Source organism: Vibrio toranzoniae, assembly GCF_024347655.1.
GTDB classification, from domain to species: domain Bacteria; phylum Pseudomonadota; class Gammaproteobacteria; order Enterobacterales; family Vibrionaceae; genus Vibrio; species Vibrio toranzoniae.
Genome location: NZ_AP025514.1, coordinates 1252878 through 1268403 on the forward strand (window position 1 = coordinate 1252878; position 15526 = coordinate 1268403).

Annotated in this window: 10 protein-coding genes; 6 read left to right on the forward strand and 4 right to left on the reverse strand. The window is 43.8% G+C overall.

Translation table 11 applies throughout. The features are described 5' to 3' along the window. Nucleotides 1-238 precede the first annotated feature (238 nt). Both OCU50_RS05580 and OCU50_RS05585 read left to right on the forward strand, forming a co-directional pair. Nucleotides 239-1810 (forward strand): BCCT family transporter, encoded by a 1572-nt coding sequence (locus OCU50_RS05580; protein ID WP_060467508.1) that lies wholly within the window; start codon nt 239-241, stop codon nt 1808-1810. 316 nt (nt 1811-2126) lie between these two features. Then, the gene (locus OCU50_RS05585; RefSeq protein WP_060467509.1) at nt 2127-4010 is read left to right on the forward strand and encodes a methyl-accepting chemotaxis protein; all 1884 of its coding nucleotides are present in this window, start codon (nt 2127-2129) and stop codon (nt 4008-4010) included. A gap of 327 nt (nt 4011-4337) precedes the next feature. Here the strand turns inward: OCU50_RS05585 and cydC are convergent, their stop codons facing one another. The 3 genes from cydC to trxB form a co-directional block, all read right to left on the reverse strand. Beyond that, entirely contained in the window at nt 4338-6065 is a 1728-nt protein-coding gene (gene cydC / locus OCU50_RS05590; RefSeq protein ID WP_060467510.1) for a heme ABC transporter ATP-binding protein/permease CydC, read from the reverse strand. Beyond that, nucleotides 6058-7842 (reverse strand): heme ABC transporter permease/ATP-binding protein CydD, encoded by a 1785-nt coding sequence (gene cydD / locus OCU50_RS05595; RefSeq protein WP_060467511.1) that lies wholly within the window; start codon nt 7840-7842, stop codon nt 6058-6060. Before cydD ends, cydC begins: the two co-directional genes overlap by 8 nt. Nucleotides 7843-8004: 162 nt before the next feature. After that, a complete protein-coding gene (trxB, locus tag OCU50_RS05600) occupies nt 8005-8964 on the reverse strand; it encodes a thioredoxin-disulfide reductase (protein WP_060467512.1) in 960 nt (319 codons plus the stop codon). Between the two features lie 430 nt (nt 8965-9394). Here trxB and OCU50_RS05605 point away from each other — a divergent pair, with 430 nt between their 5' ends. The 3 genes from OCU50_RS05605 (at nt 9395) to OCU50_RS05615 (ending at nt 12815) form a co-directional block, all read left to right on the forward strand. After that, nucleotides 9395-9928, forward strand: coding sequence for a porin family protein (locus tag OCU50_RS05605; protein ID WP_060467513.1), 534 nt, complete (start codon nt 9395-9397; stop codon nt 9926-9928). 1008 nt (nt 9929-10936) lie between these two features. Continuing rightward, nucleotides 10937-11596, forward strand: a complete 660-nt coding sequence (locus OCU50_RS05610) for a 2OG-Fe dioxygenase family protein (protein WP_201023942.1) — start codon at nt 10937-10939, stop codon at nt 11594-11596. Beyond that, nucleotides 11580-12815, forward strand: a complete 1236-nt coding sequence (locus OCU50_RS05615) for a cysteine desulfurase-like protein (RefSeq protein ID WP_060467515.1) — start codon at nt 11580-11582, stop codon at nt 12813-12815. The genes OCU50_RS05610 and OCU50_RS05615 overlap by 17 nt, the downstream gene beginning before the upstream one ends. A 217-nt stretch (nt 12816-13032) precedes the next feature. Here OCU50_RS05615 and OCU50_RS05620 read toward each other — a convergent pair whose 3' ends face one another. Beyond that, nucleotides 13033-13857, reverse strand: coding sequence for a DUF2797 domain-containing protein (locus tag OCU50_RS05620; RefSeq protein WP_060467516.1), 825 nt, complete (start codon nt 13855-13857; stop codon nt 13033-13035). 291 nt (nt 13858-14148) lie between these two features. On the opposite strand from OCU50_RS05620, the gene OCU50_RS05625 reads away from it, so the two are divergent. After that, nucleotides 14149-15444 (forward strand): GGDEF domain-containing protein, encoded by a 1296-nt coding sequence (locus tag OCU50_RS05625; protein ID WP_060467517.1) that lies wholly within the window; start codon nt 14149-14151, stop codon nt 15442-15444. The last annotated feature ends 82 nt before the right edge of the window (nt 15445-15526 follow it).

A 15526-nucleotide genomic window follows, 5' to 3' on the forward strand; every position in this document is an offset into this window, starting at 1 on the left:
TCGATGTATTCGGCCTTTGTTTCTTCATAAATTTGAGTAATTACGTGAATTTTGTTTGAAAATTAATCGAACTGATTCTGATTTACTGAAAACAATAAGTTAACCTGCTAAACTTCCAACATCCAAGTATTTGAATTGTTGTGACCACATGCTTGTTCTACTTGGATCGTATGTTCGAGTTTATGATTAAGTCACAGGTAAATTAAAGGATATTAGTAATATTCTGTAGAGAGGGATAATGACTAAAGGTATAGATAAATACAGTATTGACAGTACGGATTACACTGTCGGTCAAGATAACGTCCAAAAATGGGGGTTTGATGTTCACAACCCTGTGTTTGGTATTAGTGCAGGACTTATTGCTCTTTTTCTGATTGCTATTTTACTGACAGATACTGCATCAGCAAAAGCAGCTCTAGATGGTGTAAAAGGCCAAATCATCAATTCATTTGATTGGTTGTTCATTTGGTCGGGCAATATTTTTGTTATTTTCTGCTTGGGCTTGATAGTTTCTCCGTTTGGTAAAATCCGCCTTGGCGGTATTGATGCAACCGCTGACTATTCATTTATTTCTTGGCTCTCCATGCTATTCGCTGCAGGTATGGGTATAGGCTTAATGTTTTGGAGCGTGGCAGAGCCTGCTGCGTACTTCACTGGTTGGTATGAAACGCCGCTTGGTGTTGAAGCTAACACACCTGAAGCTGCTCGATTGGCACTTGGTGCAACCATGTATCACTGGGGTCTACATCCTTGGGCGATCTATGGGGTAGTGGCACTTTCACTTGCTTTTTTCTCTTATAACAAAGGGTTGCCTCTTTCTATTCGTTCTATCTTTTACCCAATTTTAGGTGATAGAGCTTGGGGCTGGGCTGGTCACATTGTTGATATTCTTGCGGTTCTGGCGACACTCTTTGGTTTGGCTACATCGCTAGGCTTAGGTGCTCAACAAGCGGCAAGTGGTATTCAACATGTATTTGGAGTTGAAGCTGGTCTAGGGCTACAAGTTATTGTTATTACGGTCGTAACTTTACTTGCCGTGGTTTCTGTAGTCCGTGGTATTGATGGCGGTGTTAAAGTAATTAGTAATATCAACATGTTAGTTGCTTTTATGCTACTAGTTCTGGTTGCGCTGATTGGTTATGCCGTTACTTTTGCTTCAATACCAACTACATTGATGGCTTACATCGAAAACATTATTCCGTTGAGTAACCCTCACGGCCGTGAAGATGAAGCGTGGCTGCACGGTTGGACTGTATTCTACTGGGCTTGGTGGATTTCATGGTCTCCATTCGTAGGTATGTTCATCGCACGTGTTTCTAAAGGCCGTACTGTTCGTGAATTCATTACAGCTGTACTGATTGTTCCTACCACTGTGACTATTATTTGGATGTCAGTGTTTGGCGGGATGGCGATTGATCAAATCGTAAATAATATTGGCATACTTGGCCAAGATGGTCTGACAGATGTATCACTAGCAATGTTCCAAATGTTTGATGCTCTGCCATTTGGTACGCTGCTATCAATCATTGCGATTGTATTAGTTCTTGTGTTCTTCATCACATCATCCGACTCTGGCTCTTTAGTTATCGATAGCATCACCTCTGGTGGTAAGGTTGATACTCCAGTTCCTCAACGTATCTTCTGGGCTTTCCTCGAAGGTGCTATCGCGGTAGCTTTATTGTGGGTTGGTGGTACTGAAGCAGTTCAAGCTCTGCAAGCAGGTGCAATATCAACTGCATTACCGTTCACTATCATTCTATTGCTGATGTGTGTGAGTTTGCTAATGGGTATGCGTACTGAAAAGCGCTAACTTCTAAGATTCACAGTGATACATGGTTTTTGTATCATCGTTGAACATTAGATAATACGAAAAGCAGGAAAGGTAACTTTCCTGCTTTTTTTTGTGACTGTTTACCACCTAATAACAAATCTCCTTCCCCCCACACTTTCTAAATAACCATGCTTAAAGTGCCGCCTTTATTTTGGCAAAATGCCAAGGAATTGACATAATTTAAGTTTATGGTTTATCTAAATTATATAACGATATTAAATTGTGAAATCGCTCGAATTTAATACTGATATTGGGTAATATGCGCAGGATTTCCCACCACTCGTGAAAACTTATAATGAAAATAACACTTAAACAGAAGCTTATAGGCGCTAGCCTATCTGCTGTTGTCGTTATGGCAACAGCATTGACTTGGCTATCAGCAAATCAATTATTTGAACAGACTCATAATGGCGTATATCTACGAGCAGAAAGCGTATCAGAAGCAGCATCTGAAGGTATTAAAAACTGGATAACTATTCGTAAGGATATCGCTTCGGCATTTAATGAGTTTTCACAAGAAAGTGATGTTGTCCCTTTCCTTAAGCAAGCTCGTATCGCGGGTGGCTTTGACGATATTTTTTTAGGTACTCCAGAAGGCGGAATGTACCGTTCACATCCTGATCGTAACCGTGCAGATTACGACCCTCGTCAACGCCCTTGGTACCAAGAAGCAAACGCGGCTGGCAAACAAATTATTACTACTGCTTACCAAGATGCGATCACGAAAGCGCTTTTAGTAACGATTGCAGAGCCTGTTCGTCACAACGGCAAGCTTGTTGGTGTAGTCGGCGCAGACGTACTGATCGACCAATTGGTTAACGACGTAATCAGCCTGGATGTGGGTGACAACGCATACGCAATGCTAATTGATGCCTCTGACGGCACGTTCCTAGCACACCCAGATTCAGCGTTAAGCTTGAAGCCTGTGAGCCAACTTTCAAGCGATATCTCGATGTCTATCATTGAGAATGCTGTGCGCACTGGCAGCATAGAGAGCTTTACACAGCGCGGTGCTGAGAAGCTTCTTTATTTCACGAAGGTTCCTAACACTAACTGGATCTTTGCGGTTCAGATGGACAAAGCAACAGAAGAAGCGAACCACTCAACACTACTTACTCAGTTGATCACAACGGCTGTTGTGATCACATTAATTGTGATCGTACTGGTTTCTTGGTTAGTGAGTTTCCTCTTCCGCGACTTAAATCGTGTTTCTGCTGCGTTAGAAGAAATTGCATCAGGTGAAGGTGACCTTACTCAACGACTTGAGCCTAAGAGTGATGATGAGATTGGTAAGCTTGCTGAAAACTTTAACCGCTTTGTGGGCAACATGCACACTATGGTTGTTAAGCTAAGCGAAGTGTCTGCTGCATTGGGTAACCAAGCACGTCAAACGGCTTCTCAAGCTGAAGAGCGTAGCTCTCGTATCCAAATGCAACAAGACGAAATCAATATGGTCGCAACAGCTGTTAACGAAATGGCTGCTGCAACACAAGAGATCGCGGGTAACGCCGACCACACCGCCCAGAACTCATCTGAAGCCGTTGGCGCGTGTGAGCACGGTACTGGTCAAGTGACACAGACTCAAAGTTCAATCCAAAACCTTGCTCAAGAAGTTCAAATCGCAACTAACGTGATTCTAGAACTAGAAGAGCACGGTAATAGCATCAACACTATCTTGTCTAACATTCAAGGCATCGCTGAGCAAACTAACTTACTTGCACTTAATGCTGCTATTGAAGCTGCACGTGCCGGTGAGCAGGGTAGAGGCTTCGCAGTTGTAGCGGATGAAGTTCGAGTGTTGAGTCAACGTACACATGGTTCAACGCAAGAGATTCAACAGACTATTGAACTGCTGCAAGGCACAACAGGCAAAGCGGTTAACATCATGAATGATAGTCGTACTCTTGCTGAAACCAGTGTCGATGACGCGAACTCAGCCGCTGCGAGCCTAACGCAAATTCATGCAGCCGTTGAACGTATCAGTGATATGGCGACACAGATTGCTTCAGCTGCAGAAGAGCAAGCTTCAGTAACATCTGAAATTACTCGCAATACCGAAGGAATTCGTGACGTATCTAATGAACTAGCAGACGAAGCGCACCAAGCCGCCGAACAAGCTGCTCAGCTTTCTGAGCTGTCTCATGAACTAGAAAGCGAAATTAGCCGCTTCAAGCTTTAAGTGAATAGCTAAAAAGTAGAAGAAAGTAACGTTTAGTCGTTAATACGCTACAATGAAATTGAAAGCCGAATGTGATTATCATATTCGGCTTTTTTGCATTTACGCAGGAGAGAGTTATACCAATCAGAGTAACTCAGCGCTCATAAATAGCGCGTTATCAACTTGCAGTTCTGGTAACGTCGGTTTGACATTGGTACTACCATTAGTCTCCAGTGGGCGTTACCGACTTGGTGTGTATCGAGGGACTGATAGTTCGAGCGAATGGATAAAAAAGCCCGAGTATAAACTCGGGCTTGGAATCGTTTTCTTTATAGCAACGAAAGAAGACTAACTAGAGATAGCCTGACGTAGTTGGAAGTAACGTCCTTCTTCGTTTAACAGCTTCTCGTGAGAGCCATTTTCTACAATCTCGCCTTGTTCAATCAGAACGATCGAATCCATGGATTCCAGACCAATCAAGCGGTGCGTAATGAAGATAACCGTCTTGCCTTCAAAGTGCTTCTCGAACATTGTCATAATACTTTGCTCTGTTTGCTTGTCTAAGCCTTCTGTTGGCTCATCGAGAAGCAGGATAGGGGCATCATGAAGAATCGCACGTGCGATACCAATACGGCGCTTCTCACCACCAGACAGTTGACGACCACCATCACCTAACCAGCTATCAAGAGCGTTATTCTCTAGCAACTTTTCTAGACCAACATCTTTAAGAATGTTCGCTAAGTGCTCATCGGTTGCTTCTGGCCTTGCAATCAACAAGTTGTCACGCAGAGTACCATTCAAGATGTCGACACGTTGGCTGACCACGCTGATTGATTCACGAAGTTGTGATTCATTCCAGTGTGTCAGTTCAATGCCCGCAATTGAGATATAACCCTTTTTCGGATCCCAGTAGCGCGTTAGCAGCTGAATCAGAGTCGATTTACCAGAGCCCGTTTGACCCACAATCGCAACTTTATTCGTTGCCGGGATCGTTAGGTCGACAGCGTTCAGAACACTGCGCTCAGAATCAGGGTAGTTGAACGTCACATTTGAGAACGTAATATCAAGCGGTTTGCTGATGTCGAGTTTTTCTTCAGCGAACTGAACTTCTGGCTCTGACAGAATCACTTCGTTCAAGCGACGTGCTGAAGACAGAGTTTGACCTAAATGCTGGAATGCACCTGCGATTGGCATCAGCAGTTCAAAACTTGCCATGGTTGCGAATGCCATTAGTGCGATGAACGGGTCTGGTGCATTACCGCCCACGCCATCAGCGGCAAGCCAAAGCATAAGAACAAGCGTCAAACCGTTGAATAGCATCAGTGCAGCTGACGCCATACCGGTTAAGTTGGCGTTCACAAACTGATTCGCCATCAGCTTCTGCTGCGTTTCTAAAATCGCATTACGGTAACGCTCTTCAGCACCAAACAGAGTTAGCTCGCTGCAGCCTTCAACCCAATCTAGTGTCGTAACACGCAGATCTGCTTTGTTTTGTGTCAGTTCACCGCCGTTACGTTTCCCCAGCTTGTAAAACAAAACCGGCCAAACCAGAAGCATGATGAGAAGGATTGAACCTAAAATTAAACCAAGCGAAGTATCGAACCACATCAGGAATAGAGTTAGGAAGAAAATTCCGAACACACCAACCGTCACTGGGCTTACTAAGCGCAAGTACACGTGGTCCATGGCGTCGACATCGGCAACCAAGCGGTTGAGTAGATCGGCGTCACGAAGGTTTGAAATACGACCTGGGATCAGCGGAGCCAGCTTCTTGAAGAAGAAGATACGCAGATCAGTCAGTAGTTTGAATGTCGCATTGTGGCTCACAACACGTTCACCCCAACGGCCTGCAGTACGGCTCATTGCCAAACCACGTACACCGCCACCCGGTAGCATGTAGTTGAAGGTTTCACGCGCAATCGTCAGGCCTGCAACCGCAGAAGCTGAAATGAACCAACCCGATAGCGTTAACAAGCCGATAGAAGCCGACAGAGTAGCAAAAGCCAATAGCATGCCTAGCGATAGGCCAAACCAATGCTTTTTATAGAGTTTCAGGTAAGGCAGTAAATCACGCATCTAAATTACCCTTATTGTCTTGTTGAGCTAAGTTCGCGTTTAGCATCTCTTCGAATAAACCACCCGCAGTCGAAAGCTGAGAGTAATGACCTTGTTCCACAAGACCACCATCGCGCATAACCAGAATGTTATCGACCGATTGAAGAGGAGCAAGTTGGTGCGTTACAAGCAGAGCAGAGCGACTTTCGATGTTGCTATTAATGCCTTTCATCACGAGCTGCTCACTGCGAGTATCTAGACTGGCAGTAGGTTCATCTAACAACCAGAATTGGCCGTCTTGAATCATTGCACGAGCCAAAGCCAAACGCTGAGATTGACCAACAGACAGGCCACCTGAACGATCAGAAATCATGTAATCCAAGCCGTGCTCGTTTACAAATTCGTTAGCAAAAGATTGCTCTAGTGCGTTTTGAACCGTTTGGTCAGTGATATCTTGCTTACCTAGAGTGACGTTGTCACGAATACTGCCGTGCAGCAACAATGGGTTTTGACCAACCCAGCTGATCGTCTTACGCCAAGATGCCAAGTCTAAGTCACGCAGTTCAACTCCATTGATTTTCAAGCTTCCTTCATAAGGCATGAAACCAAGAATGGCATTGATCAAACTTGTTTTACCCGCACCGCTTGGGCCAACTAACGCAGTCGATTGGCGAGTATTCAGTGCAAACGAGATAGGGCCAACCAGTTGAACACCTTCAGGGCTCAACACTTTAAGGTCTTGAGCCTCAATATTGATGTCTTGAGTTGGGTCTAGTTGAGTGTCACCTGATTTAACCTTAGTGATGTCAGTTTCTAGGAACTCGACAATACTCTCGGCAGCACCCACCGCTTGTTGCTTCGCGTGGTAGAAAGTACCTAAGTCACGTAGAGGCTGGTAAAACTCAGGTGCCAAAATAAGGATAAACAAACCAGCGAATAGAGTAATGCCAACGCCGTAGTGGCCGAAGTTAAGCTCGCCGATGTAAGTGAAACCAAAGTAAACCGCCGTCATCGCAATCGAGATAGACGTAAAGAACTCAAGCACAGCAGAAGACAAGAAAGCGATCTTCAATACATCCATAGTGCGGGTTCTGAACACCTCTGATGCACCTTTCAATACTTCTGTTTCAGCGCTAGTGCGATCAAACAAACGAATCGTTGTCATGGATTGCAAACGGTCGTAAAAGTGACCTGAAAGACGCTGAAGCGCTTTGAAGTTTTTACGGTTTGCATCGGCTGCTTTCATACCTACAAGTGCCATGAACATCGGCACCAGTGGCGCAGTCAGCAAGAAGATAAGGCCAGCTGCCCAGTTTACTGGGAACACCACGACCAAAATAATGAATGGAATCATTACCGACAAAGACATCTGAGGTAAGTAACGAGAGAAGAAGTCTTGCATGTCTTCAACTTGTTCTAGCAACAACGTTGCCCACGTACCTGCAGGCTTACCTTTAATGTAAGCAGGGCCAAGTTCGCGTAACTTATCGAGAATGAGCTGCCTAATGTAAACACGGATCTGTTCACCACAGCGATAACCTGCGATTTCACGACCCCATGTACAGCCCGCACGGCCAACGACCGAAAGTGCCAAGCCAGCAAAATGACCAACCAGTTCTGATTTATCGACATTCTCGATGATCAGCTGGTGAAGAATAGAGGCGAGAAGAGCTGCTTGAGCAATTAAAAACACGCTTGAAAGTACGCCAAGGCTAATCGCAATCATAAGCCAGCGTTTTGCTAACTTACTTTGTTGCTTCAGCCACTTATTCAAGCTGCGTTGTTTTTTCTTATCCATTATGAAGGCTTAATGATAATTATTATTCGTTGAGGGCCAGTAGTATACAAAAGAAAGCCCAGTGGATATACCACTGGGCTCTAGGGATTTATAACAAATTGTGATGACGCCCTGCATCCACTGAGGCGAGAGCTTCGATATTTAAATCTGTAATCTCAGATTTTATTTATCGTTCAGGCCGTCTAGGAAGCGTTCAGCATCCAGTGCAGCCATACAACCCGTACCGGCAGAAGTGATTGCTTGGCGGTAGTTATGGTCCATTACGTCACCTGCAGCGAATACGCCTGGGATGCTGGTTTGTGTTGCGTTACCTTCCAGACCAGATTGAACGATGATGTAGTCATCTTTCATGTCGACTTGGCCTTTGAAGATTTCAGTGTTCGGCTGGTGACCGATAGCGATGAACGCGCCCATTACTTCGATGTCTTCTGTCTTGTCAGACTGAGTATCTTTAATACGAACGCCCGTTACGCCCATGTCGTCGCCTAGAACTTCGTCTAGCGTGCGGTCAGTGTGAAGAACAATGTTACCGCTCTCTACTTTGTCCATTAAACGCTTCACTAGAATCTTTTCAGCGCGGAATGTGTCACGACGGTGAACTAGGTGAACTTCAGACGCGATGTTAGATAGGTAAAGTGCTTCTTCAACCGCCGTGTTACCACCACCGACAACCGCTACTTTCTGGTTGCGGTAGAAGAAACCATCACACGTAGCACAAGCAGAAACGCCGCGGCCTTTGAATGCTTCTTCAGACTCTAAACCTAGGTACTTAGCCGATGCGCCCGTTGAGATGATCAACGCATCACAAGTGTACTCGCCAGAATCGCCTTTAAGACGGAAAGGTCGGTTTGATAGATCGACTTCGTTAATGTGGTCAAACAGGATCTCTGTTTCAAAGCGCTCTGCGTGCTCTTTCATGCGATCCATTAGTGCTGGACCCGTTAAACCTTCAGCATCGCCCGGCCAGTTTTCTACTTCTGTCGTGGTTGTAAGCTGACCACCTTGCTGCATACCCGTAACAAGTACTGGGTTTAGGTTTGCACGAGCAGCGTAAACTGCAGCTGTATAGCCAGCAGGGCCAGAACCAAGAATCAATAAATTACAGTGCTTTACGTCGCTCATGAGGACTCCGAAATTGAATTTGTTTTTATTTATAATCGCTTAGGATTGTATGGAAAATATGGAGGCAATAAAAGGTTAAACAAGGGCAGAAGTGTAATTAATCGTTATAGGTTAGAACTTAATCGAGACAAACGTTTTCGTAGCTGGAAGAACAGTAAAAAAATCCAAAGGTTTATGGGGGATTGGAGTCGGGATTACGACAACGACCAGAGCACTAACTCTAGACTTGCATTCCGGTAACCAACCTTCCTCTTGTCTATTTTGAAACCGACCTTGAAGAAGCGTCAAGGTTTTGGTGTACGCAAGAGTAGCAGCCGGATCTTAAAAGAAATTACTCAAAGAAAGGGCTTAAATCGGTAAAAATGAAATTAGTTACACATGAACTACACTTTATTTGCAACGTGTTAATAAATATAGGGAGATAATAAGTATGAACAAACACATTAAAATTTGTGTTGTCGGCATACTACTCATCGTTAGCTCATCGGCTTACGCTAAGGGGGTATTCGAGGAATACGGTTATATTGGACTAGGTTACTCATATGTAGACGCTGATATTGGAGGTATAACATCTGTCGATAATAGTCTGCTAGGTCTAGTCGGTGGTTATCGATTTCATGAAAATTTTGCAGTTGAAGCTAGGGGTTACGGCAACATATCTAATGACAGTACTTTGGGGGTTGATATCCAAATAGATCATAGCTTCAGTTTATTTGGGAAAGCGGTATTACCAGTTTGGAAATACTTAGATATTTATGGTCTTTTAGGTTTTGGACAATTAAAGGCGTCAGTCACGGGACAAGGGAATAATATAAGTGATACTGATTCAGATTTCCAATACGGTATTGGGGCTGCCTTTAATAAAGGTAACCCCTTAGAGCTTCAGTTGGAGTGGGTTAAATGGTATGACAACGATGGTTTGGACGTAGATGGCATTAACTTAAATTTAGTATGGCATTTGTAGAACGCTCACCGCTATATCATTTTTTAAATCCTTATTACTAACAGCACAGTGAAATAGTTATTATTCTGTGCTGTATTTTTCGTCTTCTATTCTTACGACTTTAACAACACCTATATCTGTAAATGTTGCTCGAGACAAAGGTTACTCTAGCGGTAAGAATTAACGAGGAGTAGTATCTTGAAATTAAAATAGTATTGTTGATGCTTATAGATCCGAGGTTCTAACTAATTTCGGGGCATAAACGTGTTAGCGAAGAACGTCTAACATTTGTGATCACCAAGCGATTCTGTCTTACACTAACTGCATAATCATCAAAGAACCTTTCTAAAAATAGGTGCTATCGCCTTTCTTCTGATCTGAGGTAATGTCTTTTGAATGGTCTGTTCAAACGCTTCATGCTTAGGTTGCCAGATACCACTGAGTAAAATCCATCCGCAATATTCCACTTCAAACACCTTCGATACTGAAAGAAGCAATTAACTCGCTTCTTTAAAAGGAAGAAAATCAATTGAGGGAGGCCGAGCTCCCCCTGTCCAGACGCGCAAGAAAAGGCTTGTGAATTTTGGTTTACTCGTAAATTAACTTGTTTATTTTGTAGGCTAAGTTGTCAGTAGCTTGGCATCTGATAGGTAGGTCGTATTTTGCTGTGCAAAAATATAGAAATGAATAATGGCGATAGTGAGGACTGAGCTTATGTAAGGAGGCTGGCATATTGAAGAGAAAGGGCTAATAGAGTGTGAAATTTATTAGTCTAGTTAATAATATCGCCATATAAAAAATTTAAGGTATTTTTAACTAGCTAGTGGAGTGTGCTAATTTTAAGAGTTGGTCATCTTTTATTCTGGTGTTATACACTGTCTTTTAATATTATTTTGGTTGCAGTATCTGAATTATTAAATTTGACGGGATAAATGATTGTTTATTGTTGATTTGGCAAGATCTTTAAGTATCCTTTATGTAAATAAAACGTTAAATGCCGAATGTGGATTAACAATCATTAAGGAGTCGATGATGTTACATGCTCACGAAAATACCCTACATATTACCCATCTCAGTAACCACGCGGTTGAGGAGCTGTCACCTTCATTCTCTAAGCTTCCAAGTACGGAGCATGCAGATGGTCAGTTTCGATTGAGAAGGTACTCTGTGGTTCAATTCCGTAACGGACAGGTCGTTGAGCTAAACAAACATAACTTTGTTCAGTCTGAAGATATTAACCATTTTCAAGGTGATGTTGTTCGCCAGTTTGAGCCGATTGAAGCGAAAATTATAAGCAGTGAAGGCATGCAAGAGATGTGTGAACTGTTTATTGAAACGAATGGGCTTGAAGACGGGCAAGAAATTGAAATTCATCAGATCCGTATTGCCGCTATCTTTGAAGAAACTCAGGTCGCTCCGGAAGGTGTTCACCAAGATGGTTTTGATCATATCGCCTTAATCGGTGTGAACCGACATAACATTGTGGGCGGTGAAATCATGTTGTATCAAGACTCACATGAAGCGCCATTCTTTAGAAAAGTATTAGGCGATGGTGAAGTGGCAATGCTGGCTGACAGTAAGCTTTGGCATAATGCACAACCAATTCGTACCATAGACCACGGCGAGATGGGCTATATGGATGTGTTTGTTCTTACGGCAAAGGATGCGCGCAATGTCCTTCACTCTTAACGATGTGCGCCAGCAGTTTAGCGCGTTAGGCCAATACCATAACGGTAAGCCTGTGACCTTTTTTGATGGGCCGGGGGGCTCTCAGGTTCCTGAAAATGTTTTGGCATCCATGACTGAATATCTCGGGCACTTTAATTCAAACCTAGGCGGCCACTATTTTTCGAGCCAAAAGACGACAGGCTTAATGCAGCAAGCGAGAGAAGCGGTACAAGCGCTACTCAACGCTGAATCTTCAGGCAATGTTGTGTTCGGCGCGAACATGACATCTCTGACTTTCCAACTGAGCCGAGCGATCAGCCGCGATTGGCAAGAGGGCGATGAAGTTATCGTCACGGCGTTAGACCATTACTCGAATGTATCAAGCTGGCAGCAAGCGGCAGACGACAAAGGCGCGATTGTTCGCCAAGCTCGTGTAGACGAGTCGGATTGCAGCCTAGACATGGCGCACTTTGAGTCGCTGCTGAATGAGAAAACCAAGCTTGTCGCGGTGACGTTTGCTTCGAACACCACTGGCTCAATTGTTGATATGGCCAAAGTTATCGAGCTTGCACATCAGCATGGTGCGCAGGTTTATGTTGATGCCGTGCATTACGCTCCACATCATTTGATCGATGTTCAGCAGCTGAATTGTGATTTCTTGGCATGTTCAGCTTATAAATTCTTCGGCCCGCATGTTGGCATTGCTTATATTTCACCTCAATGGCTACATACTTTAAAGCCTTACAAGGTAGAGCCTGCCACTAACATTGGCCCAGGCCGTTTTGAAACAGGAACACAAAGTTTCGAAGGCCTTGCAGGTGTGATTGCAGCGGTGGATTACTTGGCACAGTTTGGTGAACCAACCGACTCATTACGTTCTCGCTTAGAGCAAAGCTACGCGCTGTATAATAAGCATGAAAGCAAGCTTAGTGAGTACTTCCTAAAACGTTTGTCCGATCTGGAAGGGGCAAAACTCTATGGTAAGACAGAATTTGATTCGAACCTGAGAACCCCAACGTTCGCAATTACTTTTGATAACCACTCTCCAGAGTTTATCGCTAAGAAGCTGGGTGAGCATAATATCTGTGTGTGGAACGGACACTTCTATGCGCTAGGTTTGGTGCAGCAGTTGGGTATCGAAGAGCAGGGCGTGGTACGTATTGGTTGTATGCATTACAACTCGATTGAAGAGATCGACTTGCTGTTCAATGTGCTTGAAGGGATCTTGCGAAGTAACTAGCAAGAAGTAACTAATACCTTGGCCGTTACCGAATTAGAAAAGAGCATACTTGCCTCAATAGTATTGAGTAGGGAGTATGCTATTTTTATTTCATTGAGCTTATTGATTCACAATAGCCACATCGGCTTTGCATGTACTGGTCTGGTTGTGAGTGGTTCAGCATTTAATTTACTGAGAGCTAAAGTTAAGAAAGACTTCGTCTCGTGTTAGCAAATGATTAAGCTGATACTTCCACTTCGTAAGAGCCAAATTTACGGATGTTAATCACGCCCGTATCTAGGATTAGGTATTGGCCTTTAATGCCTTGAAGTACACCTGTAACCTCAGGGTTCTTATCAAAGTTGTGCGATACAATCTTCACTGGGTGTTGCTCTACAGGGTAGCTCAGTGAAGTGATGTTCTCACTCAGGATCTCGATAGCATCGTCACCAAATTTCGCTCTGATCTCTTGGATTTTATCCTCAACCAATGGCAAGAGTTCTTTGGCTTTTTCTGCCAACTCCATATCGTCACCGTCGCCTTTTAGCAACGTGCGCCAGTTGGTTTTGTCGGCAATGTGTTTTGCTAATTCAACTTCAATCAGGCCAGAAATCTGACGTGTTTTCACTTTCAAGATTGGCAGGCCTTGAGTGGCACCTTGGTCGATCCAGCGAGTCGGGATTTGAGTATGACGAGTGATACCCACTTTAAGGCTTGATGTGTTCGACAGGTAAACGAAGTGGTCAACCATGCAGTTGGCTTCGCCCCATTCAGGTTCACGACAAGTACCTTCATCGTAGTGGCAAGTCTCTGGCTTCATGATGCACATGTCGCAGCTTGCTAGCTTTCTCATGCACACAAAGCAGTGGCCTTGAGAGTAGCTTTTCTTGGTTTTCTTGCCACACGAGCAGCAAAAAATATTACCCGTGTGAGTGAGGTTGATGGTTTTACCAATCAGAGGGTTTAGCTCTACAAACTCTTCACCGACAGGTAAACGGTAGGTAACCGCACCATCGAGAGAAGCACTCATTTTCTTGAGTGTTCCTTTTGCTAATAAAGACATGACATTACTCGTTATATTTTGATTATTATTTCGTCGACTCGGACGCTCTGTAAGTAGGCGCCACGGCTAACGATGATTATGCGGTGAGTATAACAAATAGAGTCCGTTTTTATACGTAAGATTATTTGATTGTCGGCGTGAATAATTCGCAGATAAAATTATGGTATGACATTTTGTTCAGGCGTGATATAACGTTTTTTAGTAAATTATTGGCATTAAGAACACTAATTTACCTAACTTATTTTTTATCGTTAAATCCCACTATAGGGACTTTAAGCCGGAAGCTTAGACGTGAAGTGGATCCATAAAATAGTCATCTGTCTAGTTATCACGACACTGGCGATTGTCCAGTATTACCGTGTAAGCGGGAATCGTGTGATAACAGCAATTACGCCTGACAAGTATGAATTTATCGCGACCAGCGATCAAGTAGATAGGGGAGTCAGTACGTCCCAATTATCCTATCAAAATGGGCAGTATATTCTCGACTGTGAGCTTAAAAAGTCAGAGTATCCTTGGCCTTATTGCGGCCTCTCGATTCGTATTAACCCAGACATTACCGTTGGTCTTGACCTTTCTCAGTACCACACGTTTAGAGTGAATATTGATTATCATGCGGAAGCGGATTCAAGCGGCCGTTTAAGAACTTATTTACGCAACTATAATCCTGCTTACTCAATTCCCGATAATGAGTACACGCATAAATACAACGGTATGGAGTTTTCGCCTGGCGTGGATGGCGGAGTTATTGAGATTCCGATCGACAATTTACAAGTGATGACATGGTGGCTCGCCGATAACGATATCGCGTTGGAGCATTCATCGCCTGAGTATTCGAACGTTAACATGGTGGAATTCGCGACGGCATCAGGTGCGAAGCTTGGTCACCATCGAATTGTCATACGAAGTATTGAGTTCGAAGGCACGTATATCACGGGTGAAAGCTTGTTTATGATCTTGCTGTTTGTTTGGGTAGGTACGGGCACAGTGTTCCTGCTTTTAGAGTTGCACCGATCAAGAAAGCGTATGGTGATTGCAGAGAAAAGACATCATCACTTGAAAAACGTCAATCGAGCATTGAGAGAACAAAACTTCGAGTTTTCAGAAATGGCTCACCGAGATGAGTTGACTGGAATATTCAACCGACACGCGATTCGTGATTGGTTGAAGATGCAGTCACAGTATGTGAAGCAGGGTCATGGAAAGCTGAGCATGCTGTATTTGGATATTGATTACTTTAAGAGTGTGAATGACAAGTACGGACACCAAATGGGCGACCATGTTTTGCGTGAGTTCAGTATGGTGGTGGGCAGTTCTATCAGCGCGACAGATAAATTGGCGCGTTGGGGCGGTGAAGAGTTTATTGTTTTTTGCCCTGAAACCGAAGCGGGTGAAGCGCAAAGAAAAGCTGAGAAGATTCGACTTTTGGTCAGCCAACACCTTTGGATTCATGGTGACTCGCTCACTTGCAGTATTGGCATTGCTGAAATGAAGCAAGAGAGGGTGACAGAGACGATCGCACGCGCTGATGAAGCCTTATATCAAGCGAAGCATTCTGGACGAAATCAGGTGATCTTGAGTCACTAATCTGAAAATTGTGTTGATTACTTTATAAGCCACACGTGCATATGTGACGTGTGGCGTTTTTATGGACGCTATATGAGTTTAC

Excerpts from the sequence above, each read along its gene's own strand:
- OCU50_RS05580 (WP_060467508.1), top strand. The coding sequence starts at position 239 with ATGACTAAAGGTATAGATAAATACAGTATTGACAGTACGGATTACACT.
- OCU50_RS05605 (WP_060467513.1), top strand. The coding sequence starts at position 9,395 with ATGAACAAACACATTAAAATTTGTGTTGTCGGCATACTACTCATCGTT.
- trxB (WP_060467512.1), bottom strand. The coding sequence starts at position 8,964 with ATGAGCGACGTAAAGCACTGTAATTTATTGATTCTTGGTTCTGGCCCT.
- cydD (WP_060467511.1), bottom strand. The coding sequence starts at position 7,842 with ATGGATAAGAAAAAACAACGCAGCTTGAATAAGTGGCTGAAGCAACAA.
- cydC (WP_060467510.1), bottom strand. The coding sequence starts at position 6,065 with ATGCGTGATTTACTGCCTTACCTGAAACTCTATAAAAAGCATTGGTTT.
- OCU50_RS05615 (WP_060467515.1), top strand. The coding sequence starts at position 11,580 with ATGTCCTTCACTCTTAACGATGTGCGCCAGCAGTTTAGCGCGTTAGGC.
- OCU50_RS05585 (WP_060467509.1), top strand. The coding sequence starts at position 2,127 with ATGAAAATAACACTTAAACAGAAGCTTATAGGCGCTAGCCTATCTGCT.
- OCU50_RS05620 (WP_060467516.1), bottom strand. The coding sequence starts at position 13,857 with ATGTCTTTATTAGCAAAAGGAACACTCAAGAAAATGAGTGCTTCTCTC.
- OCU50_RS05610 (WP_201023942.1), top strand. The coding sequence starts at position 10,937 with ATGATGTTACATGCTCACGAAAATACCCTACATATTACCCATCTCAGT.